General features: G+C 70.8%; 20 protein-coding genes and 1 pseudogene. 11 read left to right on the forward strand and 10 right to left on the reverse strand.

Annotated features, from left to right (window positions below; all coding sequences use genetic code 11):
- Window positions 1-133 precede the first annotated feature (133 nt).
- The 6 genes from AB0I77_RS23445 (at window position 134) to AB0I77_RS23470 (ending at window position 5,780) form a co-directional block, all read left to right on the forward strand.
- Window positions 134-841, forward strand: a complete 708-nt coding sequence (locus tag AB0I77_RS23445) for an ABC transporter ATP-binding protein (protein WP_363284604.1) — start codon at window positions 134-136, stop codon at window positions 839-841.
- Window positions 838-3,150 carry an FtsX-like permease family protein gene (locus AB0I77_RS23450; RefSeq protein ID WP_363284605.1) on the forward strand — a complete coding sequence of 771 codons (2,313 nt, stop codon included), beginning with the start codon at window positions 838-840 and terminating at the stop codon, window positions 3,148-3,150. Before AB0I77_RS23445 ends, AB0I77_RS23450 begins: the two co-directional genes overlap by 4 nt.
- A gap of 140 nt (window positions 3,151-3,290) precedes the next feature.
- A complete protein-coding gene (locus AB0I77_RS23455; protein ID WP_363284606.1) occupies window positions 3,291-3,737 on the forward strand; it encodes a MarR family transcriptional regulator in 447 nt (148 codons plus the stop codon).
- Window positions 3,738-4,093: 356 nt separating this feature from the next.
- Window positions 4,094-4,414, forward strand: coding sequence for an SMR family transporter (locus tag AB0I77_RS23460; RefSeq protein WP_363284607.1), 321 nt, complete (start codon window positions 4,094-4,096; stop codon window positions 4,412-4,414).
- A gap of 52 nt (window positions 4,415-4,466) precedes the next feature.
- On the forward strand, window positions 4,467-4,898 hold the full coding sequence (locus AB0I77_RS23465) for a multidrug efflux SMR transporter (RefSeq protein WP_363284608.1): 432 nt from the start codon (window positions 4,467-4,469) through the stop codon (window positions 4,896-4,898).
- Window positions 4,899-4,961: 63 nt separating this feature from the next.
- Complete coding sequence (locus tag AB0I77_RS23470; protein ID WP_363284609.1) at window positions 4,962-5,780, forward strand: alpha/beta hydrolase; 819 nt, start codon at window positions 4,962-4,964, stop codon at window positions 5,778-5,780.
- Here the strand turns inward: AB0I77_RS23470 and AB0I77_RS23475 are convergent.
- From AB0I77_RS23475 to AB0I77_RS23495, 5 genes are read right to left on the reverse strand one after another with little or no spacing between them, the layout of a single operon-like run.
- Window positions 5,761-7,029, reverse strand: coding sequence for a glucarate dehydratase family protein (locus AB0I77_RS23475; protein ID WP_363284610.1), 1,269 nt, complete (start codon window positions 7,027-7,029; stop codon window positions 5,761-5,763). The two genes, AB0I77_RS23470 and AB0I77_RS23475, sit on opposite strands and share 20 nt — an antisense overlap.
- Window positions 7,026-7,934 carry a 5-dehydro-4-deoxyglucarate dehydratase gene (locus AB0I77_RS23480; RefSeq protein WP_363284611.1) on the reverse strand — a complete coding sequence of 303 codons (909 nt, stop codon included), beginning with the start codon at window positions 7,932-7,934 and terminating at the stop codon, window positions 7,026-7,028. The genes AB0I77_RS23475 and AB0I77_RS23480 overlap by 4 nt, the downstream gene beginning before the upstream one ends.
- A 24-nt stretch (window positions 7,935-7,958) precedes the next feature.
- Window positions 7,959-8,903, reverse strand: a complete 945-nt coding sequence (locus tag AB0I77_RS23485) for a carbohydrate ABC transporter permease (protein ID WP_363284612.1) — start codon at window positions 8,901-8,903, stop codon at window positions 7,959-7,961.
- On the reverse strand, window positions 8,900-9,817 hold the full coding sequence (locus tag AB0I77_RS23490; protein WP_363284613.1) for a sugar ABC transporter permease: 918 nt from the start codon (window positions 9,815-9,817) through the stop codon (window positions 8,900-8,902). The genes AB0I77_RS23485 and AB0I77_RS23490 overlap by 4 nt, the downstream gene beginning before the upstream one ends.
- The gene (locus AB0I77_RS23495; protein WP_363284614.1) at window positions 9,814-11,148 is read right to left on the reverse strand and encodes a sugar ABC transporter substrate-binding protein; all 1,335 of its coding nucleotides are present in this window, start codon (window positions 11,146-11,148) and stop codon (window positions 9,814-9,816) included. The genes AB0I77_RS23490 and AB0I77_RS23495 overlap by 4 nt, the downstream gene beginning before the upstream one ends.
- 166 nt (window positions 11,149-11,314) lie before the next feature.
- On the opposite strand from AB0I77_RS23495, the gene AB0I77_RS23500 reads away from it, so the two are divergent.
- Both AB0I77_RS23500 and AB0I77_RS23505 read left to right on the forward strand, forming a co-directional pair.
- Entirely contained in the window at window positions 11,315-12,241 is a 927-nt protein-coding gene (locus tag AB0I77_RS23500) for an aminoglycoside 3'-phosphotransferase/choline kinase family protein (protein WP_363284615.1), read from the forward strand.
- Window positions 12,238-13,119, forward strand: coding sequence for a fructosamine kinase family protein (locus AB0I77_RS23505; RefSeq protein WP_363284616.1), 882 nt, complete (start codon window positions 12,238-12,240; stop codon window positions 13,117-13,119). The genes AB0I77_RS23500 and AB0I77_RS23505 overlap by 4 nt, the downstream gene beginning before the upstream one ends.
- A 16-nt stretch (window positions 13,120-13,135) precedes the next feature.
- Here the strand turns inward: AB0I77_RS23505 and AB0I77_RS23510 are convergent, their stop codons facing one another.
- Entirely contained in the window at window positions 13,136-13,519 is a 384-nt protein-coding gene (locus AB0I77_RS23510; protein WP_363284617.1) for a DUF5997 family protein, read from the reverse strand.
- Between the two features lie 58 nt (window positions 13,520-13,577).
- Here AB0I77_RS23510 and AB0I77_RS23515 point away from each other — a divergent pair, with 58 nt between their 5' ends.
- Window positions 13,578-14,354: a LysR substrate-binding domain-containing protein gene (locus tag AB0I77_RS23515; protein ID WP_363284618.1), complete on the forward strand. Its 777-nt coding sequence runs from the start codon at window positions 13,578-13,580 to the stop codon at window positions 14,352-14,354.
- 38 nt (window positions 14,355-14,392) lie between these two features.
- Here AB0I77_RS23515 and AB0I77_RS23520 read toward each other — a convergent pair whose 3' ends face one another.
- Window positions 14,393-17,209, reverse strand: a complete 2,817-nt coding sequence (locus AB0I77_RS23520) for a beta-L-arabinofuranosidase domain-containing protein (RefSeq protein WP_363284619.1) — start codon at window positions 17,207-17,209, stop codon at window positions 14,393-14,395.
- Between the two features lie 122 nt (window positions 17,210-17,331).
- Entirely contained in the window at window positions 17,332-17,493 is a 162-nt protein-coding gene (locus tag AB0I77_RS23525) for a hypothetical protein (RefSeq protein WP_363284620.1), read from the reverse strand.
- Window positions 17,494-17,544: 51 nt separating this feature from the next.
- Between AB0I77_RS23525 and AB0I77_RS23530 the strand changes: the two are divergent.
- Window positions 17,545-17,700: pseudogene (locus AB0I77_RS23530) on the forward strand (BBE domain-containing protein); the annotation flags it as partial.
- A 5-nt stretch (window positions 17,701-17,705) separates the two neighbouring features.
- Here AB0I77_RS23530 and AB0I77_RS23535 read toward each other — a convergent pair.
- Both AB0I77_RS23535 and AB0I77_RS23540 read right to left on the reverse strand, forming a co-directional pair.
- Entirely contained in the window at window positions 17,706-18,398 is a 693-nt protein-coding gene (locus AB0I77_RS23535) for an HAD family phosphatase (RefSeq protein ID WP_363284621.1), read from the reverse strand.
- Between the two features lie 19 nt (window positions 18,399-18,417).
- A complete protein-coding gene (locus tag AB0I77_RS23540) occupies window positions 18,418-18,894 on the reverse strand; it encodes an Lrp/AsnC family transcriptional regulator (RefSeq protein WP_363284622.1) in 477 nt (158 codons plus the stop codon).
- Between the two features lie 212 nt (window positions 18,895-19,106).
- On the opposite strand from AB0I77_RS23540, the gene AB0I77_RS23545 reads away from it, so the two are divergent.
- The gene (locus AB0I77_RS23545) at window positions 19,107-20,750 is read left to right on the forward strand and encodes an FUSC family protein (RefSeq protein ID WP_363284623.1); all 1,644 of its coding nucleotides are present in this window, start codon (window positions 19,107-19,109) and stop codon (window positions 20,748-20,750) included.
- Window positions 20,751-20,833 lie beyond the last annotated feature (83 nt).

The raw sequence follows: 20,833 nt of genomic DNA on the forward strand, positions 1-20,833 counted from the left end.
CACCTTGGCAGACCGGCACCCGATCCGCATCAGCCTGTGGATTCAGGGCCCTGCATCTCCAGGATGAGGACGGCCCGATCTGCCATCCCGGGAGGGATGTTCAGGCCACGGTCCGCTCCGTAGCGTCGTACGCATGATCGCTGAGGAGAGCAAGGGAGAGGCCGTCGTACGACTCGACGGTGTGCGCAAGGAGTACGGCGAGACGACCGCGCTGGACGGCGTGTCGCTGGAGATCCGGGCGGGGGAGGCGGTCGCGGTGATGGGGCCCTCGGGGTGCGGCAAGTCCACGCTGCTCAACATGATCGCCGGGTTGGACCGGCCGACGGGCGGCTCGGTCGTCGTGCACGGCGAGAGCGTGGGGGAGTTGAGCGAGAAGGGTCTCGCCCTCTACCGGCGGCGCCGTATCGGCATGATCTTCCAGTTCTTCAACCTCGTCGACGACCTGTCGGCGCTCGACAACGTCGCCCTGGCCGCGCAGTTGACCGGATCCCCGGCCCGGCAGGCCCGTCGCCGCGCGCTGGAGCTCTTCGACGAACTCGGCATCGCCGACCGCCGCAACGCCTATCCGGCGGTGCTCAGCGGCGGCGAGCGGCAACGCGTCGCCGTGGCACGGGCGTTGATGAACCGCCCGGCCCTCCTGCTGGCCGACGAGCCGACCGGCGCCCTGGACAGCCGCGCCGGCGAGCAGGTGATGGACCTGCTGCTCGACCTCAACCAGATCGGCCAGACACTGATCCTGGTGACCCACGACGAGCACCTCGCCCGCCGCTGCGCCGGCAGGCTGGTCGAGATCACCGACGGCCGGGTCACCGGCGAGCACACCCTGGAGCCGAGCGCATGAGGGCGGTGTGGCGGGCCGCGCGCGCGGCGGTGCGGCGGCGCAGACTCCAGACCCTCGTCATCGCCCTGATCACGCTGACCTCGACGGCGGCGATCGTGGTGGCGCTCGGTCTGCTGGACGCGGCCTCCGCGCCGTTCGACAAGGCCTTCGGCAAGCAGCGCGGCCCCCATGTCATCGCGGCGTTCGATCCCGCCCGGGTCTCGGACGCGCAGTTGGCGCGGGCGGCCCGGCGATCGGGTGTCGAAGCCGCGGCCGGGCCCTTCGCCCAGGCCACGGTCGAACTGCCGCGCGAGACCATGAACTTCGGCCTGGGCACCGACCTCACGGTCGTGGGCCGCGCAGGCCCCGGGGGCCTGGTGGACCGGCTGGACCTGTGGGCGGGCCGCTGGGCGACCCGGCCGGGCGAGGTCGTCCTGAACCGGGACCCGGAATGGACCATGGACCACATGGGCGAGAGGCTCCAGGTGCCGTCGGGCCCGGACCTCACCGTCGTCGGGTTCGCCTTCGACCTGAGCCAGAGCGCGGACGCCTGGGTCGCCCCCGAGCAGAGCGCGGCGCTGCACCCGACGGCCACGCAGATGCTCTTCCGCTTCACGGACGCCGCCTCGCAGGACCGGCTCCGCGTGAGCCTGTCCGCCGTCACCGAGGGGCTGCCGCAGGACGCGCTGATCGCCTCCCGGTCGTATCTCACCCTCAAGGAACAGATAGGCAGCGCGGCCCGCGCGTACACCCCCTACCTGATGGCCTTCGGGATCCTCGGCATCGTGGTGGCGGTGCTGATAGTCGCCAACGTGGTCAGCGGGGCGGTGATCTCCGGCTTCCGGCACATCGGCATCCTCAAGGCGCTGGGCTTCACCCCGGGACAGGTGGTCGCCGTCTACCTCACGATGATCTCCGTCCCGGCCGTCGTCGGCTGCGCGCTCGGTACCCTCGCCGGCAACCTGCTGTCGCGTCCCTTCTTCGAGTTCGTCTTCACGGGGCCCGACGCCGGGGTGTTCCACGGCAGCGTCTCCGTCGCGCCCTGGGTGAACGCCCTCGCCCTGCTCGGGATGCCCGCTGTGTGCGTCCTGGCCGCGCTCGCTCCGGCGGCGGGCGCCCACCGGCTGTCCGCGGCGCGGGCGATCAGTGCGGGCAGCGCCCCGCGCGCCGGGCGGGCGCCCGGCATCCAGCGCCGGCTGGCGGGCAGCAGGCTGCCGCGGTCGGTCAGCCTGGGGGTGGGCCTGCCGTTCTCCCGGCCGGGCCGCAGCGCCCTCACGCTCGCCGCCGTGGTCCTGGGCGTGACCACCGTGACGTTCGCGACCGGCCTGGCCTCGACGATGACGAAGTTCGGTAACGCGGGCCGGGACGCCTACCAGGTCACGGTGTACGCGAGTAACCACAAGGACGGCAAGGAGATCCAGCCGGAACACAGCGACCTCGAACTCCAGTCGCTGCTGCGTTCCCTGCCCGGCGCCCGCGAGGTCACCGCCAGATTCGACATCGAAGCACGCGTGGCGGGCTCCGCGCACGAGGTGATGCTCGAAAGCCGGCGGGGTGACCGGCCGCAGCTGGACAGCGTGCTGACGAAGGGCCGGTGGACGCACCGAACCGGTGAGGTCGTGGCCGGCTCGGCCTTCCTGCGCAAGAACGACCTGCGGGTCGGCGACCGCATCCGCCTGGAGAAGGGCGACCGGGACGCGGCGGTGATCATCGTGGGGGAGTACATGCAGAGCGACCGTCGGACGGTCGTCACCGACTCGACGACGCTGACCACCCTGGCCCCGCTGGAGAAACCCATCGCCTACCACGTCAAGCTCCGTGCCGGAGCGGACCCGGCGGCCTATGTCCGCGCGGCCCGGGCGGCCGACCCCGGGATCACCCCTGACCCGGTCGGCGCCAACACCATCACGCAGACCATCGTCGGCTCCGCGTCGGTCCTCACTCTGATGCTGGCCGTGGTCGCCGCGCTCGGCGTCTTAAACACGGCTGTCCTCAACACCCGCGACCGGCGCCGCGACCTGGGCATGCTCAAGTCGATCGGCATGACACCACGTCAGGTCACCGTGATGACGGTGACGTCGATGGCGGTGCTCGGCGTGCTCGGATCCGTGCTCGGTGTCCCGTTGGGCATGGCGGGCCACCAGCTGGTGGTACCGCGGATGGCGGACGCGGTGGACATCACCCTGCCGTCGTCCATGATGGAGGTCTGGCAGGTCCCCGCCCTCCTCGCCCTGGCCCCCGCGGGCGTCGCGATCGCCGTCCTGGGCGCGTTCGTCCCGGCGCGGAGCGCCGCGCGGCTGACGGTCGCGGAGGTGCTGCACAACGAGTGACAGGGCCTGGGAGGTCGCCCAGCTGGTTGCTTGTCTGTACAAATATCACTACGCTATGGGTCACCTGGGGAATCAAAGACGAGTGTGGAAGCTTGCGCAGACATGTATATTGTCGGCAACGCCGCTTGGGAGGCTCCCCGATGACCGCCATCTCTTACGCGTCCACCGCGTCCTCCGACCAGGTCATGTGGAGCAAGGTCCTCGCTTTGCACACGCATGTCGAACGCCAGCTCACCCAGGCGCTACAGCGCAAGCACGGCATCGGCCTGTCGGAATTCCGTGCCATGGAGTGTCTCGCCCAGGCCGCCGACAGCGAGCTGCGCATGCAGGACCTGGCCGACAAGATCGGCCTCGGTCAGAGTTCGGTGACGCGACTGGTCGGCCGTCTGGACGCGGCCGGCCTGGCCTTCCGTGACCTGTGCCCCGACGACAAGCGCGGCGTGTACGCGGTGATCACCGACGAGGGCCGGGAGCGCTACGCCGCCGCCCGGAGCACCTACGACGAGGTGCTGAGCTCGGCGCTGAACACCGTGGGAGCCGTCCCCGAGCTGGCCCGCACGGTCCAGGCGCTGCGCAGCGGCGTCTGACCGGAGTCCTTACCGCCTCCCTGCCACGACCCGCCCCTGTGGACGGGCCACACGAGAGCCGCCCCGCTGCCCCGGGCGGCTCTTTGCGTTCCGGGATCCGGCGCCGCAGGACAGTGAACGCGGCCTGGCCGCGTACATGCCGGGCATGACCGGGACGTCGTTCCTGCTCGCGCTCGGCCCGTCCCTGCTGGCGACCCTGCTCGGGACGGCGAACTCGCCGGAACCCAGCCCGAGCGGCATTGACAGCTAGATACATGTTCATGCAATCTCTATCCGTCCGTTTGAGGTCTTGCGGCAGGGTCCCATGGCGGACATCTACATGCACGTACAAACAAATATTAAATGAAAGGACTGCCATGCAGTGGCTCTACCTCGCCATCGCGACCATCTTCGAGGTCGCCGTCGCCATCGCTGCCGGCAAGGCCGAAGGCTTCAAGAACCGCCCGTGGACCATCGCCACCCTGATCAGCGGTGCCATCGGGACCTACTTCCTCAGCAAGGCACTGCTGACCTTCGACGTCGGCGTCGGATACGCCATCTGGACGTCCAGTGCCGGCGTCGGCATCACCCTGCTCGGAGCGGTGCTCTTCGGCCAGCGTCTGAACTGGCGCAAGACCCTCGGCATCGTCGTCATCATCGGGGGAGTCGTCGGCCTCCAGCTCAGCGGTGCGGCCTGATCATCCCGCCACCGTCTGATCCATCTCTGCCTCTACGAAAGGGCTCGGGCACATGCCCAACACCGGCCGCTCCTCGGCCAACCCCTGGCTCAGGCTCCTCCTTGCCGGAGTATTCGAGATCGGTTACGCACTCTCCGTCGGCGGCAGCCAGGGCTTCACCCGCCTGACGTGGTCACTGGTCGCTGTCGTGTTCTTCCTCCTGACGCTCTGGGCACTGAGCGTCGCGCTGGGCACCATCGACGTCGGTATCGGCTATGCCGTCTGGGCGGGCATCGGGTCAGCCGGTGCGGCGCTGCTGGGGCCCGCCTTCTTCGACGAGACCCTCACCTCGATCAAGTCCCTGTGGCTGTGCGTCATCATCTCCGGAGTGGTCTGGCTCAAGCTCGCCGACCGGTCGGAGGACACTCCGGAACCCGCCGACAGGCCGCAGGACACCCAGGGCATCGTCGCCGGCTCGCAGGAAGCCCAGGGCGTAAAGAGCTGAGGAGCTGTAGTCGACGTAGCCGGCCGGCATGCTGCCCCCGACCCGTCCTCAGGAGAGCCACCCGTGATCGACCTCGGCCGCATCCGCCTCTTCCGCACCGGTCTCGGTCCCGCCGCCGGGCCCGTGGTGATGCTGGTGCACGGCTGGGGCGGTGACGGCCGGGAGTGGTCGGCGCACGCGGAGGCGCTGGCCGAGCGGTTCCGGGTGGTCGTGCCCGATCTGCGCGGGCACGGGCGTTCCGAGGTGCCGGCCGAGGGCACCACCCCGGCGGAGATGGCAGCGGACCTGGCCGCCCTGATCGACACCTCGGGCCCCGACCCCGTGGTCACCCTCGGGCACTCCATGGGCGGCCAGGTCGTGAACCTGCTGGCCGTCCAGTATCCGCACACCGTGCGGTCGGTGGTCGCGCTCGACCCCGCCCACGGCGCCCACGGCGAGGAGGTCGAACAGATCCCGGCCCGGCTGGCCGCCTACCGTGCCGACGGCTCGCGCGCGGCGGCCGGCTTCGTGGCCGGTGCCTTCGCGCCGGACGCCCCGGCCGGGCTGCGCACCGCGCACGTGCGCACCATGCTCGGGACGCCCGGCCACGTCAGCGCCCAGGCGTACGCCGGGATGTACACCGACCCGGGCGCGGTGGGCGTCCGCCCGCACAGCGAGCGGTACTTGAGCCGTCGCACCCAGCCGGCGCTGACCGTATGGTCATCCGCCGAAGTCACCGCCTGGGAACGCGGCACCCTGCTCGTACCCGGCTCACGCGTCGACCACTGGCTGGGCAGGATCGCGCACCGAGGCACCGGGCACTATCTCCACGAGGAGCACCCGCGGCGCACCGTCCGCCTCATCGAGGACTGGGTGAACCCCGTCACCAGCGGGGCAGCCTGAGCTCGTACTCCGGCTGAATCCGCCGCATGTAACCGGTGTCGTCCCGCGCGCGCATCCCGGAGTCCAGGTACAGCCGGTGCAGCCGGTCGAGGGCGTCGTGGTCGAGTTCCACGCCCAGGCCGGGCCCGGTGGGGACCTTGACCGCGCCGTCGCGCAGTTCCAGGGCGCCGGGGACGATCACGTCGTCGGCCGAGTTCCACGGGTAGTGCGTGTCGCAGGAGTGGTCGAGGTTCGGGATCGCCGCGGCGACATGGGTCATGGCGGCGAGGCTGATGCCGAGGTGCGAGTTGGAGTGCATGGACAGCGTGATCCCGAACGCCTCGCAGACGGCGGCCAGTTCACGGGTGCGGCGCAGCCCGCCCCAGTAGTGGTGGTCGGTGAGCAGGACCTGGATCGCGTTCTGCTCGATCGCGGGCTTCAGGTGCTCCCACGCGATCACGCACATGTTGGTGGCCAGTGGCATGGGGGAGTCCTTGGCGACCTCCGCCATGCCCGGGATGCCCTTGGTCGGGTCCTCCAAGTATTCGAGTACGCCGTCCAGTTCGCGGGCGACGTACTTCGACGTCTCCACCGTCCAGGCCGTGTTGGGGTCCAGGCGCAGCGGCTGCCCGGGGAACGCCTCCGCCAGCGCCTTGATCGCGGCGATCTCCTCGTCGGGCGGGAAGACACCGCCCTTGAGCTTGAACGAGCGGAAACCGTACCGCTGTTGCATCAGCCGGGCCTGCTCGACGATCCCGGCCGGGTCCAGCGCCTCGCCCCAGTCGTCGCCGACGGCCACGCGGCCGTCGAGAGCCGGGTGTTCGGCCCACTTGTAGAAGAGGTACGCCGCGAACGGCACGGCCTCGCGGACCGTACCGCCGAGCAGGTCGACGACCGGGCGCCCGAGCAGCTTGCCCTGTGCGTCGAGGCAGGCCACTTCCACCGCCGAGGTGGTCCAGCCGCGCTCGTGGGAGCTGGGCACGGTCGGCAGCAGGGCGGCGTCGATCGCGGCGGCGACGGCCGTCGTGTCGAAGGCGTCCATGCCGACGACCACCTTCGCGGCGGCCTGAAGCCGCTCCAGCCGGGTCGTGCCTCCCGGGGACTCGCCGAGCCCCACCGTGCCGTCCTCCAGGACGAGTTGGAGGATCACGCGCAGGGCGAGCGGCTCGTGGACGCCGTTGGAGTTGAGCAGCGGCGGGTCGCGGAAGGCGATCGGGGTGACGATCAACTCCCTGATCCTGGTGGGGTTCGAACTCCTGGTGGGATTCATGCGCCGACCACCTCCAGGCCGCGGTCGATGAGTTTCGTGAGCCGGGCCAGGTGCTCCGGCGTCGGGTCGAGCAGCGGCGCCCGTACGCCGCCCACGTCCAGGCCGCGGAGGGTCACCCCGGCCTTGACCAACGCCACGGCGTATCCGGGAACCTCGTCGCGGAGTTCGACGAGCGGGCCGTAGAACCCGTCGAGGAGCCTGTTGACGAGCGCCTCGTCGCCCTCGGCGAGCGCCCGATGGAAGGCCAGGGCGATCTCCGGGGCGAAGGCGAACACCGCGGAGGAGTAAAGGTCGACGCCGATGCTGCGATAGGCGGGCGCGGTCATCTCGGCGGTGGGCAGGCCGTTGAAGAACTGGAAGTCCTCCCTGCCCGGTACGGCACGCACGGCCCGGACGATGCGGTGCATCCGCTCGATGTCGCCGATGCCGTCCTTGAGGCCGACGATCCCGGGCAGGGCGGCGATCTCGGCGGCCGTGGCCTCGGTGAGGCGGGCGGTGCCGCGCTGGTAGAAGACGACGGGCAGGCCGGTGGCCTGCGTGACCTCCTTGGCGTACCGCACCAGGCCCTGTTGCGGGGCGCTCACCAGGTACGGCGGCAGCAGCAGGATGCCGTCGGCGCCGGCGCGTTCGATGCGGGCGGACTGGTCGCGGGCGACAGGCACCGGGCCACCGGCCGCGGCCAGGACGGGCACGCGTCCGGCCGTCGTCCGGACGGCGACGCGTGTGGCCCGCTCGATCTCCTCGGCCGTCAGCGCGTGGAACTCGCCGGTGCCGCAGGCGACGAACACGCCGCCCGCGCCGGCCGCGACGCCCGCCTCGATGTGCTGGGCGAGCGGGTCCTCGTCCAGTGAGCCGTCCGCGGTGAACGGCGTGACCGGGAAGAACAGCACTCCGTGGAACTTCATGTCTCCCTCAAACGTGGGGGTCGGTCAGCCCTTGGTGGCCCCGGCGGCGATGCCGGTGACCAGCGAGCGCTGGAGGAGCAGATAGACGATCAGGCTGGGGACCAGGGCGATGACCGCACCGGCCAGCACCACCCCGGAGCCGACCTCGGGGTCGGTGCGCAGAATGGACAGGGCGACGGTGACCGTGTAGTCGGTGGGGTCCTTGGAGGCGATCAGGGGCAGCAGGTACTGGTCCCAGATCATGACGAAGCCGAGCACGCCGGCCACGCCGAGCGCGGGCTTGCACAACGGCAGGACGATCTGCCACAGCATCCTGAACTCGCCCACGCCGTCGATCCGGGCGGCCTCCTCGATCTCGGCCGGGATGTCCTTCATGAACTCGGTCAGGAGCATCACCGAGAAGCCCCAGGCGCCGAGCGGCAGGATCACGCCCCAGGCGGTGCCCTTCAGATCCAGGCCGACGACGGGTACGTGGCCGAGGACCAGGGACAGCGGGATGGCGATGACCTCTTCGGGGAGCATCATCGTGAGCATGAACAGGGTCAGGATCAGGGCTTGTCCGCGGAACCGGTGCCGGGCCAGCGCGTACGCGGCGAGCACGGACACCGCGAGCTGGAGCAGCAGCGCGCCGCCCGCGATGACGAGCGAGTTGGTGAAGTAGTCCCAGATGCCGCGCTCGCCCGCCACCTTGAAGTTCTGAAGCGTGCTGTCGTGCGGCAGGAAGGACAGCGAGGAGCCGCTGGCGTGCGCGGTGAAGGCGCCGGAGAGGATCGTCAGGAAGGGCGCCGCGAAGATGCCGAGGGCTATCGCGCACAGCAGGATTCTCAACGCCCAGGCGACGCCGGGCCGGTCGCTCCAGCCGAGCGCCGTGTCGAACCGGGCGGGGGTGGCCCGCTGGGACTGGCCGCCCTTGCGCGCCGCGGCGGTGGGCGCCGGCGTCCGGACGGGATCGATGGCGGGTGCGCTCATCGCACGTCTCCCCTCTTGCGGAAGTAGTTGACCGTGACGGTGAGCAGCAGGGTCACGCAGAGCAGCAGCACGGAGGCCGCGGAGGCCCCGCCGATGTCGTTGCGGGTGAAGCCGAGGGTGTAGGCGCGGGTCATCCAGACCTCGGTGGAGCCGGCCGGGCCGCCGCCGGTGAGGACGAACACCTCGGTGAACACGCGCAGTCCGCGGATCGCGGCGAGGGTGAGGACGATGCCGAGCGCGGGTCGGATCGCGGGGAGCGTCACATAGCGCAGGCGCTGCCACAGGGAGACGCCGTCCATCGCGGCGGCCTCGTACTGGGACCGGTCCACGCCCGCCAGGCCGGCGAGGATGATCACCATGTTGTACGGGGCGAGCATCCATATGCTCATGACCATCGTGGCCCACAGCGCGGTGTTCGGGTTGTCGAGGAACTGCGTGGGCCCGAGGCCGAGGAAGCCGAGGCCGTGGTTGATCAGGCCGTCGGAGGTCGGGTAGTACAGCAGCCGCCACATCTCGCCGACCACGGCGGTGGCGGTGACGACCGGCAGGAAGACGGCCGTGCGCATGAACTTCAGGGAGCGGGCCTGGCCTTCGAGGAGCAGGGCCAGCAGGAAGCCGACGGCGATGGCGCCCAGCGACTGGCCGAGACCGAGGAGCAGGGTGTGGCCGATCGCGTCCTGGAAGCGGTGGTCGCTCAGGACCCGGGTGTAGTTGTCGAGGCCGACCCACTTGTCGCCGAGGAAGGGCCGTACGTCGAAGAAGCTGAGCCAGATGCCCTTGCCCATGGGCAGGAACTTGAACACGAGGGCGAGCAGCAGTCCGGGGGCGAGGAACACCCAGGGGAGCGCCGCCTTCTTGGCGAGGACTCTGCGCCGCTGGGGGCGCCGCTGGGGCGTGGTGACGGTCGCGGTCATTTCAACAGGTCCTGGTCCTTGAGGTCACCGGAGAGGGTGTCGTTGAGTTCCTTCAGGCCGGAGCTGACGTCGCTGCCGCAGTACGTGAAGATCGCGTTGAGGCTGTCGGCGGTGTCCTGCTTGATCGGGGCGAAGTCCGGTGCGTTCGGGAACTGCTCGGAGCTGTCCTCGTACGCCTTCTGCACCACGCTCCAGCGGGCGTCGTCGCGCACCTTCGCCGCGTCGAGCGTGGAGTTGACGGGGATGCGGACGACGGGCTGGTGGCCGTCGACGCTGGTCATGGCGATCCGCTGGCCCTCGGGAGAGATCAGGAACGCGGCGAGCGCCCGCTCCTGCTTCGCCTTGCCGGTCCTGGCGCCGAAGTAGACGTTCTCGCCGTCGGCCAGCACGTCGGATCCGGCGGGGCCGGCCGGGGCGGCCACGACCTCGTACTTGTCCTTGCCGGGCGTCGCGTCGAACGTGGTGATGTTGTACGGGCCGGTGAGGTACATGCCCGCGTTGCCGTCCTGGAAGTTGGTGGCGTTGCTGGTGATCGCCGTGAGCGCGCCCGGCTGGACGACGTTCTTGTCGCCGCAGAAGAGGTTGTCCTTCAGCCAGGTGACGGCGCGCACGGCCGCCGCCGAGTCCATGGCGGGGCGGTAGCCGCCGTTGCCGTCCGGCTCGATGATCTTCGCGCCGCCCTGCCACAGATAGCTGGCGCCCCACCAGGCGGCGTAGCCGTTCTGGGCGCTGCCGGGGACGACCATGCCGTAGGTGTCGGCCTTGCCGTCGCCGTCCGGATCCCCGCTGGCGAAGGCCTTGGCGACCTGGAGCGTCTCCTGCCAGGTCGTGGGTGCCTTGAGACCGAGCTTGTGCAGCCAGTCCTTGCGGATCATCAAGGTCATGGCCTGGCGGGAGTACGGGACGCCGTAGTGCTTGCCGTCGATGCCCACGGTGGACGACCAGGTCTTGGCGGTGATCTGGTCGTGGCCCGCGATCGAGTCGGCGGTGATGGGCTTGAGCAGGCCCTGACTCTGGTAGCTGCCCATCAGAGCGGTGTCGTTGATCATGACGTCGGGCAGGTCCTTGGTGGACGCCCGGCTCTGGAGCTGCTGGTCGAAGTTGATGACCGGCTGGTAGTCGATCTTGATTCCGGTCTTCTTGGTGAAGGCGGCGAAGACGCGGTCGTAGGTGGCGGCGGAGTCCGGATTGCTCCGGGTCCACACCTCCAGTGTGTTCGGGTCACCTGAGCCGGCGCTGCCGGAACCGGAGCCACAGGCTGCCGCCGTGAACATCAGCCCCGCGACGGTGACCGTGGAAGCCAGGCGGCGACGTCGTCGGCGATCGCCCATGAGACTCTCCGTTCATATACGTGAACTCTCTTCACGCATCTAAATGATCGCTCAAGCTACGAATCGTTTCATCCGTATGTCAATACATGGGTGAAAGATTTCACCAGGGTCACACTTCTGCCCCGAGACGTGCGTTCGAGCAGACCGACGGCCTAGCGTCCACGTCATGCTGCCTGTGGTCGAGACCGACGAAGAGTGGGACGCGGTCGTGCCCGACGAGACGGTGATGCGGGCCGGTGCGCGGGAGTTGTGCGCCCGGCTCGGGCTGGCCGGCGAGCCGCTGACACGGTTCCCGGACGGGTCGCAGCCGGTCTACGCCGTGGGCGACGAACTCGTCCTCAAGCTGTTCCCGCACGCCGCCGCCCAGGACGGCGTCGCCGAAGGGCGGGTGCTGTCCCACATCCAGGGGCTGCTGCCGGTCCCCACGCCACGGGTGCACGACTTCGGCCCGTACGAGAACGGCTGGCAGTACGTCCTGATGTCCCGGCTGCGCGGCGAGAACCTGGCCCATGCCTGGGACCGCCTGTCACGGGCCGACCACGAGCGCCTCGTCGCCGATGTCGCGGAGACCCTCGCCGTCCTCCACGCCCTCGATCCCGCTCCCCTCGCCGACGTCCTCGGTCCCGGGGACTGGGGCGCGTTCCTGGACCGTCGCCGGGCGGCCGCCGTCGAGCAGCAGCAAAGGCACGGGCTGCCGGACGCCTGGCTGGAGCAGATCCCCGACTTCCTCGCCTCGGTCGCCCTGCCGCGCGTGCCCCTCCCCGCGCTGCTGCACACCGAGGTCATGTGCCAGCACTTCCTCGTAGAAACCGACGACGGCCCGCGCCTGACCGGCCTCTTCGACTTCGAGCCGGCCATGATCGGCCACCGCGCCTACGACTTCGTCGGCGTCGGCGTGTTCGTCACCGGCGGCGACCCGCGGCTGATGGCCCGCTTCACCAGGTCCTACGGCCACGCCTTCGCTCCGGACGAGCTGCTCGCGTACACACTGCTGCACGTGTACAGCAACCTGCCGTGGTATCTGCGCGAACTGCACGCCCCCGCCCAGGGAACGCTGACCTCACTCGCCGAGGCCTGGTTCGGCACGGCATGACACACCTTCAGACGCCCGCGGAAGACGAGGGGCCCGGTGCAGCGGCCGCGCGGCTGACCGGGCGCCCGGTGATCGAAGAGCGCCGGCTGTCCGGAACGCTCGCCGAAGTCACCCTCGACGGCGGACAGTTGGTCATGGTCAAGCGGGGGGACGGACCGGACGCGGCACGGGCCGAAGCGGCCGGGCTGCGCTGGCTGGCCGACGCCGGAGCCGTCCGTATCCCGACGGTGCACGGCCACGACCGGTACCGGCTGGTGACCGACCAGGTCCCGCACGGGCAGCCGAGCGGGACGGCCGCGGTCCGGTTCGGCCGGGAGTTGGCCGCCCTGCACGCCGCCGGAGCACCCGCCTTCGGCGCCCCGCCGCCCGGCGGCCCGAGGGACGCGTACATCGGACGCGCCCCCATGCGGAACGTCGACGGCACCGACTGGCCGGCCTGGTACGCCGAGCACCGGGTGCTGCCCTACCTGCGCCGCGCGGTCGACGACGGCACCGTGCGCCCCGCCGAATCCACCGTGATCGAGCGGGTCTGCGAGCGGCTGCCCGAGCTGGCCGGCCCGACTCAGCCGCCGGCCCGGCTGCACGGCGACCTCTGGAACGGCAACGTGTTGTGGGGCGGCGACGGCCAGGTCTGGCTGATCGACCCCGCCGCGCACGGCGGACACCGCGAGACCGACCTCGCGATGCTGCACCTCTTCGGCTGCCCCCATCTGGACCAGGTGCTGGAGGGCTACCAGCAGTCGGCCCCGCTCGCCGACGGCTGGCGGGCCCGCATCGGGCTGCACCAGCTCTTCCCGCTCCTGGTGCACGCCGTCCTCTTCGGCCGCGGCTACGCCGAACAGGCTCTCGAGGAAGCGCGAACGGTCCTGGCGCGCTGAGGTGCGGGGACCGGAATCAGGACTGGTCCGCCTTCTTCTTCTCCTTGAGGCGCGCCGCTTCCTCGCGGACCTCGGCCTGAAGGGCACGCTCCTTCTCCAGCCACTCGGGCCCCTCCTGCCTGAGCGCCTCGATCTGCTCGGTGGTGAGCGGCTCCGTGACCCCGCCGCGCGCCAGACCCGCGATGGACACACCGAGCCGGGCCGCGACCACCGGGCGCGGGTGCGGGCCGGTGCGCCGCAGCTCCGTCAGCCACGCGGGCGGGTTCGCCTGCAACTCGTTCAGTTCGGAGCGCGTGACGACGCCCCCCTGGAACTCCTCAGGGGTGGCCGGGAGGTACACACCCAGCTTCTTCGCCGCGGTCGCGGGCTTCATGGTCTGGGTGCTCTGGTGCGACTTCATGGTGTCCAGACTATCGACCGCGTACGAGACCTCCGACCACGACGGGTAGCCTGGCGAGGTGACAGGCTCGGCGGCATCTCCTTCGTTCCGGCTCGCGTACGTCCCCGGAGTGACCCCCGGCAAGTGGGTGCGGATCTGGCAGGAACGCCTGCCCGACATCCCCCTGGAGCTCCTCGCGGTGTCGGCCGCGGAGGCATCCGGCGTGTTGCGCGACTGCACCGCCGACGCGGCCTTGGTACGGCTCCCGGTCGACCGTACGGTCTTCAGCGCGATCCCCCTCTACACCGAGACGTCGGTCGTCCTGGTCCCGCAGGACCACGTCGTGACGGCGGCGGACGAGGTGTCGACCGAGGACCTCGCCGACGACGTCGTGCTGCATCCCCTCGACGACGTCCTCGACTGGGAGCGGCCGCCGGGACAACCCGCCCTGGAACGCCCGGCCACCACGGCGGACGCCGTCGACCTGGTGGCGGCGGGCATCGGCCTCCTCGTCGTCCCCCAGTCACTGGCTCGCCTGCACCACCGCAAGGACCTGACCTACCGCCCGGTCGTGGACGCCCCCCAGTCAGGCGTCGCCCTGTGCTGGCCCGAGGACGCGACCACCGAACTGGTCGAGGACTTCATCGGAATCGTCCGCGGCCGAACGGTCAACAGCACGCGCGGCCGAGTCCAGGCCCCGGCGCAGACCCAGCCGGAGCGCAAGAGAGCCGAACCGAAGGGCGGGGCACGGAAGCCCGCCCCGGGCAAGGGCGCCCGGGGCGGTGCCGGTGGCACGCGTGGTGGTTCCGGCGGCTCGCAGAGTCCCCGGCGCGGCAAGCCTCGCCGTCGGTCGTAGCGCGGGCCTTCCGTACATCCGCGCCGGGGATCAGGAGATCAGGGCGCGAAGGACGCCTTCCGCGCCGTAGTCACCACCTTGTCGCCGTCCGCCTGGGACAGCAGGCCCGCGGCCACCCACGCGGCCACCGTCGACCGCACCCTGGTGACCAGCGCGCCCTTGCCGCCGAACGGCGCCCCGGCCCAGATCTCGTCCAGCAGCGTGCTGCCGTCGGCCTTCGCGGGGTTGGCCACGCCGGAGTCGATCGTGCCGAAGACCACGTGCGGTTCGGACCGCCGGAAGTAGGCGTGGGTCGGATCCTCGGTCCCCTCGAAGAAGGGGGCGAACTCCGTGCCGTCGAGGGTGTGGTGGAGCGGCTTGCCGGTCACGGGGGTGAGCGAGGGCAGCAGGTCGCCGGAGAGCCCGGCGTTGCGGTACAGACCGAACTCCAGGTAATCCGTCGTGGAGTTACGGCCGACCAGGTTGACCGGGCCGTAGAACAGGGTCTGCAACGACGGGTCGTCGGGTGCCTGCTCCACCCGCAGCCGGAAGGGCAAGGCCACGCGCACGGTGTCGCCCTCGCGCCACGTCCGGGACACGGTGAAGTAGCTCCCCGGCGTCGGAGTCCCCGGCACCGCACGCCCGTTGACCGTCACCCGGAATCCGGCACTCGCCCAGGACGGGACCCGCAGCCGCAGCGCGAAGGAGGCGCTGCCGCCGCCGATGGTCAGCTTGGTCCCCTGCTCCCTCGGGAAGTCGGTGGTCTGGGTGACCGTGACGCCCTTCTCGGCCCAGGTCAGCCTGGACGGGCTGTAGAGGTTGACGTACAGGGCGCTGCCGTCGGCCTTCTTGAAGTACACCGAGTCCTGGTACTTCGTGGCGCTCTCCATGCCGGTGCCCTCGCAGCAGGTGGTGCCCTGCTTGGGCGTGTAGTCCCGCACATGACCGGGCGTCAGGCCGATGAAGTACGTGACGAGCGGCTTCTCCGCGTCCGCCTTGTCCTGCTTGGAGCCGAGCACCTGGTTGTACAGGGCCCGCTCGTAGTAGTCCATGTACTTCGGGGACTGCTCGTGGAAGAACAGCATCCGGCTCAGCTTCAGCATGTTGTACGCGCAGCAGGTCTCGGCGGTCGTCGCGCTGATCGTGCCGGCGATCACCCCGGAGGCCTTCCAGAACTCCGAGGTGCTGGTGCCGCCGATGCCGTACATGCGTCCCGGTACGACCATGCCCCAGAAGTTCTTCGCGGCGGTGAGGTAGCGCTCCTCGCCCGTCGCGTCGTACAGCCGGACCAGCCCGGTGAAGATCGGGATGTGCTGGTTGGCGTGCAGGCCGTCGAGGATGTCGGTGCCGGCGGCGCAGGCGTCGATGAGCGTGTCGAGGTCGAACAGCTTGGCCAGCGCGAGGTGTTCGGCCTTCCCGGTGAGGGCGTGCAGGTCGACGATCGCCTCGACGATGCCGCCGAACTCGCCGCTGGAGAAGATGCCCCACATCCGCTGGAGGGTGGCGTCGGGCAGCTTCGACAGCCGGGAGTACATCCAGTCGCCCATGCCGGAGGCGAGGTCGAGCGCCCGTGCGTCGTCGGTGGCGCTGTACGCGTCCAGCAGGCCCCTCAGGATCTTGTGCGCGGTGTAGTAGGGCGCCCACACCTTGGTGTAATCGGGGCTGGTTCTCGACTCCAGTTCGATGAACTGTGTCTCCGGATACGCCGCGAGGAAACCGGGGTGGCTGGGCGCGCCCCAGGTGCGGCGCAAAGTGGCGGTCAGGCCCCGCCCGGAGGCGTCCGCGAACGTCGACCCGGCACTCTCGTCGAAGGCGTACGAGGCGAGGTCGCCCCGGCCGGCGGAGACCTCGGCGGCCCGGCTGTCCTGCAACTCGGTGATCTCGGCGGGCGTCAGGGCCCGCGACCAGACGTTGAACTCGTCGTAGGCGCCCGGGAAGACGGGGTCGGCGGAGTAGTTGGAGCGGCCGAGCCAGTTGTTGGTGAGGATGCCGAGGGCCGCGGGGGTGAGGGACATCGCCGTGTTCCGGGCGACGGCGGTGCCGTTGACGTACAGGGTGCCGGTGCCGCCCGCGAGTGTCACCGCCAGGTGGCTCCACTCGTTCAGCGGGAGCGCGGCGGTGCCGTTGAGGGCCTGTTCGCCGCCGGCGCCGCTCGTCGTGATGGCGAAGCGTGGCACACCGTTCGCGTTGCGCGCGGCCAGGTACAGGTAGCGGGTGGTGTCGTTGCCGAAGTCGAATATCCGGGTCCAGTTGGCGTCGTGCGTGGGCTTCACCCAGGCGGACAGGGTGATCGCCGAGGCCCCGCCGAGGACTTGGGCCGGGAGGTCGACGTACTGGTAAGAGCCGCGGACGTTCTCCGCCCCGGTCCCGAACCTCCCGGCGGTGCTCAGCACGGTCGGCTCGCGCCGCAGCGCCTCGCGCACCTCGGTCAGTGCCTCGACGATGGTGCGGGTCTTGTCGACGAAGACCTGCTCGCCGGTGCCGGCGTACGCCTGGGACAGCATGGTCAGGAAGTGACCGGTGTAGTGGCCCCGGAGGTTGCCGTTGGCCTCACCGTCCAGGCCCTCCCAGCCGCCGGGGGCGACCGCGCCGCGGGTGGAGAGGCCGGCGTTGGCACGGAAGACCTGGAGCAGCCGGTTCACGTCGTAGCCGCGGGCGTGGTCGAGCATCAGCTGCCGCTTGTCGGCGAAGAGGCCTTGACCGAGTGTCACGTCGTCGAGTGCGAACGGCTGTACTGACCACACGGACGGTTCCTCCGGAGCGACGGCGGCGACGGCGGCGGCAGCCCGGCCGGTCGCCGCGTACGGGATCGCCGGCGTCGCCGCGGCGATCGCCGCGGCCTGGAGGAGGTTCCGTCTGGAGAGGGGCGGTGCCATGTGTGCTCCTCAAAGAGTCCACGGATGTAAAGAGTCCACGATGTTCGAAACTACGGACGGCGTGCGGATGACCGACCAGACGATAGGGAGGGGACGGGGGAGCGTCAACGGGGCGGGAGCGTTCAGTTCCGGCCGTTCGGCACGCTCATGGTGGCGAGTGCGACGACCTCTCCACACGGCGGCTGCTCGGCCCGTTCCGCGACCTCGTCGGCTCTGGCGGCGCCGAGCCGGCGCGGGCCGTCACGGACGGCGTCGACCGGCACCGCGTCTACGAGGCTCCGCACGGAGGACTGGCCGCGCTGGGCGTCCGTCTGCGCCGGCGTCGACCCCGACGCGTGATGGACGCGGGCCAGGAACGCGTCCGCGTCGGCTACCGGGGCAACTACGACCGCCTGTCCCGCATCAAGGCCGACCACGCCCCCGACAACGTCTTCCGCCTCAACCAGAACATCCGGCCGGCGTCGACGCCGCGGTACGAATCCCGGCCCTGAGCGGATCAGGAAGACGGGCCGCGCAGGAGCCAGTCGTACGCGGCCCGTGCCGTGAACTCCGCCTGCCCACCGCGCAACAGCAGCCCCGCCGTGGCGAACTCCGGGACGTCGACCTGCGCGGCGACGTACGGAATCGCGATGCAGCGCATCCCGGCCGCGTGCGCGGCGGCGGCGCCCGGAGCCGCGTCCTCCAGGACCACGCAGTCGGCGGGGGTGGCGCCGAGCCGGCGGGCCGCCTCCAGGAAGACGTCGGGGGCGGGTTTGCCGTGCGCGACCTCGTCGGCGGACACGAAGGTACGCAGGTGCGCGTTCAGGCCCGTTCCGGTCAGGACCGCCTCGATGGCCTCGGGCGACGAACCCGAGGCCACGGCCAGCGGGACACCCTCCGTCGCCAGGAGCTCCACGAACTTGCGCATCTCGGGGTACGCGCGCGTGGAGGCGCGGGCCAGCTCCAGATACAGACGGTTCTTCGCGGCGAAGAGCTCGTCGACGGAGGTCCGAAGACCGTACTGCTCCTTCCAGACGGCGATCGTCTCCAGCGTGCTGATGCCGACGAACCTCTCGTGGTCCGACCAGGTGTAGTCCGCGACTCCGTGCGCGGCGAGGACCTGGCGGCCTGCTTCGTAGTAGTTCGGCTCGCTGTCCACGAGCGTTCCATCGAGATCGAAGATGACCGAGAGGGTGCCGAGATTGCTCATGACCCCAGGATGTCAAAGGTCATTTCCGGGCAGCCCGCCCGATCGACTCCACCAGCGGCAGCAGCCGCTGCGGGACGCGTTCGCGCAGGGCCACCTCGGTGCGGGTGCGCACGACGCCCGGAAGGCTGATCAGCTTCTGGATGACGTCCTCCAAGTGCGCGTTGTCACGCGCCACGACCCGCGTCAGCAGATCCCCGCCACCCGTGATCGAGAAGGCCTCGACGATCTCCGGTACGGCGGCCAGCGCGTCGCCCACGTCGTCCAGATGCCCCTGGGTGACCTCGATGTGCACGAACGCCAGCACCGGGTGGCCGAGCGCGGCGGGGGAGAGCGAGGGCCCCGTGCCGGTGATCACCCCGTCCCGCTCCAGGCGGTCGAGGCGGGCCTGGAGGGTGCCGCGGGCGACCCCGAGGATGCGGGCGTACTCGCGCACGCTCGTGCGGGGCTGCTCCAGCAGCAGCCGCAGGATGCGGGTGTCGAGCTCGTCCACTGGCATGGTGGCCAGCCTCCCCTTCGTACGTGGTCCGTTGGTTTGCCGCTGGACGCGCAAGAACCGACATGTCTGTGCCAATGGCTCAGCATTCTAGGTGCCACTTGAGCCAAGTGGAGACCTGATGCTGTGATGGACGCGTCGATGGCGCTGCGGATCTCGCGGCGCCTTTTCCATGCCACGGTTTCGTGGCCGCGGCCCAAGGGGGCGGGGAAGCATTGCTGAAGAAGATGTTCATGGCGCCGGACCCGGGGCGGGCACGGCTGCGTTTCGCGACGCGGGCCGTCCTCGGCGTCGGGGCGGCGGTCGTCGTCTGCGGGCTCGCCGGACACTCGCTCGGCGGTGCCGTCACCGGCGGACTCGCCGCGCTGCTCGCCCTGTTCACGGTCACGGACGCCACGGTCCGGGGCCAAGCGGTCACGACGGCGCTGCTGCCGGCCGTCGGTCTGCCCGTGCTCGCCGCCGCGGCCGCACTGCACGACCACCCCGTCGCCCGCGACCTCACCTTCCTCGCCGTGGTGGGCGCCGGCGTGTACGTGCGGCGCTGGGGCCAGCGCGGGCACAGCCTCGGCGTGTTCGCGTTCATGACCTTCTTCGTGGCGCAGTTCCTGCACGCCACCACGGACCAGCTCCCCGAGTTGTTCGCCGCCGTCGTCCTGTCCGTACTCACGGCCGCTGCCGTGCGTTTCGGGCTGTGGTGCTACGAGCGCCGGCTGCCCCCGGTGCCCGCGCCCGCCCCGCCCGTCGGCAGCGGCCTCGCCCGCGTGACCACCCGCCAGGCGATCCAGGCGACCGCCGGCGCTGGGTTCGCCCTGGTCGTGGGCCAGCTGGTGTCCGGCCAGCGCTGGTACTGGGCCGTCGGCGCCACCTGGTGGATCTTCGTGAACACCACCTCGCGCGGCGAGACCCTGGTGCGCGGCTTCCGCCGGATCCTCGGCACGGTGATCGGCATCGGCCTCGGCCTGCTCGTCGCCGTCCCGCTCGACGGGGCCGAACTCCCCACGGCCGTGCTCCTCGCCGGCTGCGTCTTCGGCATCTTCTACACGGCCGCGGTCTCTTACACCTGGATGATGCTCTGCGTGACCCTGCTCGCCGAACTGCTGTACGGCCTCCTGGGCGTGCTGGAGCCCGGGCTGCTCGCCCTGCGGTTCGCGGAGACCGGCGTGGGCGCGCTCGGCGCCGTGCTGGCGGTGCTTCTCGTCCTGCCCGTCACCACGCACACCGTCACCGACGTCTGGATCCAGCGGGCGCTGCGCTGCGTCCACGCCTGCACCGCCGAGGCCGCCGCCCGCCTGGCCGGTACCGCGAGCGCCGACCCGGCGCCCCGGGTGGCCGAACTGGAGCACCTGCTCGGCCGGGTACGGCTCTCGGTCGCCCCGCTGGTGCACCCGCTGAACCCGCTGCTCGGCCGTAAGCGGCGCGCCCGCCGGGTCCTGGCCCTGCTGGACGACTGCGCCCGCCAGATCCGCGGCCTGGCCGCCGTCACCGCCGACCCGGAGGCCTCCCACGACGCCCGCCTGGCCGCCGCGTGCCGACGCGTCGAGGCGGCGGTCGAGGCGTTGACCGGTGGGGTGCGGATGGCCGGGGCGTCGACCGGTGGGGTGCGGATGACCGGGGCGTCGACCGGTGGCGTACAGGCCGGGGGAGCGCGGACCGGCAGGGTGCGGACCGGCAGTGCGCTCACCGGCAGTGCGCTCACCGACGGCGGGCCCGCCGGTGACACGCGCGAGAGCGTCCCCGCGTTCGCACCACGACCGCCCGCGGCACCCGCGCTGGCCCACCTGTACGGCCTGGAGCGCGCCCTCGTGGAACTGGCCACGCCCCTGCGGGCACCCTCGGGTTCACCGCTCGTCCGCGCCTGAGAGCGAGAATCTCCATCACTCTGGTCTAGACCTCGCATGATCGGCTGCTACCGTCACCCCGACGGCACAGCACCGAGAGGGGA

It is taken from the genome of Streptomyces sp. NPDC050619 (assembly GCF_040654815.1).
Classification (GTDB): domain Bacteria; phylum Actinomycetota; class Actinomycetes; order Streptomycetales; family Streptomycetaceae; genus Streptomyces.

Excerpts from the sequence above, each read along its gene's own strand:
- AB0I77_RS23445 (WP_363284604.1), top strand. The coding sequence starts at position 134 with ATGATCGCTGAGGAGAGCAAGGGAGAGGCCGTCGTACGACTCGACGGT.
- AB0I77_RS23450 (WP_363284605.1), top strand. The coding sequence starts at position 838 with ATGAGGGCGGTGTGGCGGGCCGCGCGCGCGGCGGTGCGGCGGCGCAGA.
- AB0I77_RS23455 (WP_363284606.1), top strand. The coding sequence starts at position 3,291 with ATGACCGCCATCTCTTACGCGTCCACCGCGTCCTCCGACCAGGTCATG.
- AB0I77_RS23460 (WP_363284607.1), top strand. The coding sequence starts at position 4,094 with ATGCAGTGGCTCTACCTCGCCATCGCGACCATCTTCGAGGTCGCCGTC.
- AB0I77_RS23465 (WP_363284608.1), top strand. The coding sequence starts at position 4,467 with ATGCCCAACACCGGCCGCTCCTCGGCCAACCCCTGGCTCAGGCTCCTC.
- AB0I77_RS23475 (WP_363284610.1), bottom strand. The coding sequence starts at position 7,029 with ATGAATCCCACCAGGAGTTCGAACCCCACCAGGATCAGGGAGTTGATC.
- AB0I77_RS23480 (WP_363284611.1), bottom strand. The coding sequence starts at position 7,934 with ATGAAGTTCCACGGAGTGCTGTTCTTCCCGGTCACGCCGTTCACCGCG.
- AB0I77_RS23485 (WP_363284612.1), bottom strand. The coding sequence starts at position 8,903 with ATGAGCGCACCCGCCATCGATCCCGTCCGGACGCCGGCGCCCACCGCC.
- AB0I77_RS23490 (WP_363284613.1), bottom strand. The coding sequence starts at position 9,817 with ATGACCGCGACCGTCACCACGCCCCAGCGGCGCCCCCAGCGGCGCAGA.
- AB0I77_RS23495 (WP_363284614.1), bottom strand. The coding sequence starts at position 11,148 with ATGGGCGATCGCCGACGACGTCGCCGCCTGGCTTCCACGGTCACCGTC.
- AB0I77_RS23500 (WP_363284615.1), top strand. The coding sequence starts at position 11,315 with ATGCTGCCTGTGGTCGAGACCGACGAAGAGTGGGACGCGGTCGTGCCC.
- AB0I77_RS23505 (WP_363284616.1), top strand. The coding sequence starts at position 12,238 with ATGACACACCTTCAGACGCCCGCGGAAGACGAGGGGCCCGGTGCAGCG.
- AB0I77_RS23510 (WP_363284617.1), bottom strand. The coding sequence starts at position 13,519 with ATGAAGTCGCACCAGAGCACCCAGACCATGAAGCCCGCGACCGCGGCG.
- AB0I77_RS23520 (WP_363284619.1), bottom strand. The coding sequence starts at position 17,209 with ATGGCACCGCCCCTCTCCAGACGGAACCTCCTCCAGGCCGCGGCGATC.
- AB0I77_RS23535 (WP_363284621.1), bottom strand. The coding sequence starts at position 18,398 with ATGAGCAATCTCGGCACCCTCTCGGTCATCTTCGATCTCGATGGAACG.
- AB0I77_RS23540 (WP_363284622.1), bottom strand. The coding sequence starts at position 18,894 with ATGCCAGTGGACGAGCTCGACACCCGCATCCTGCGGCTGCTGCTGGAG.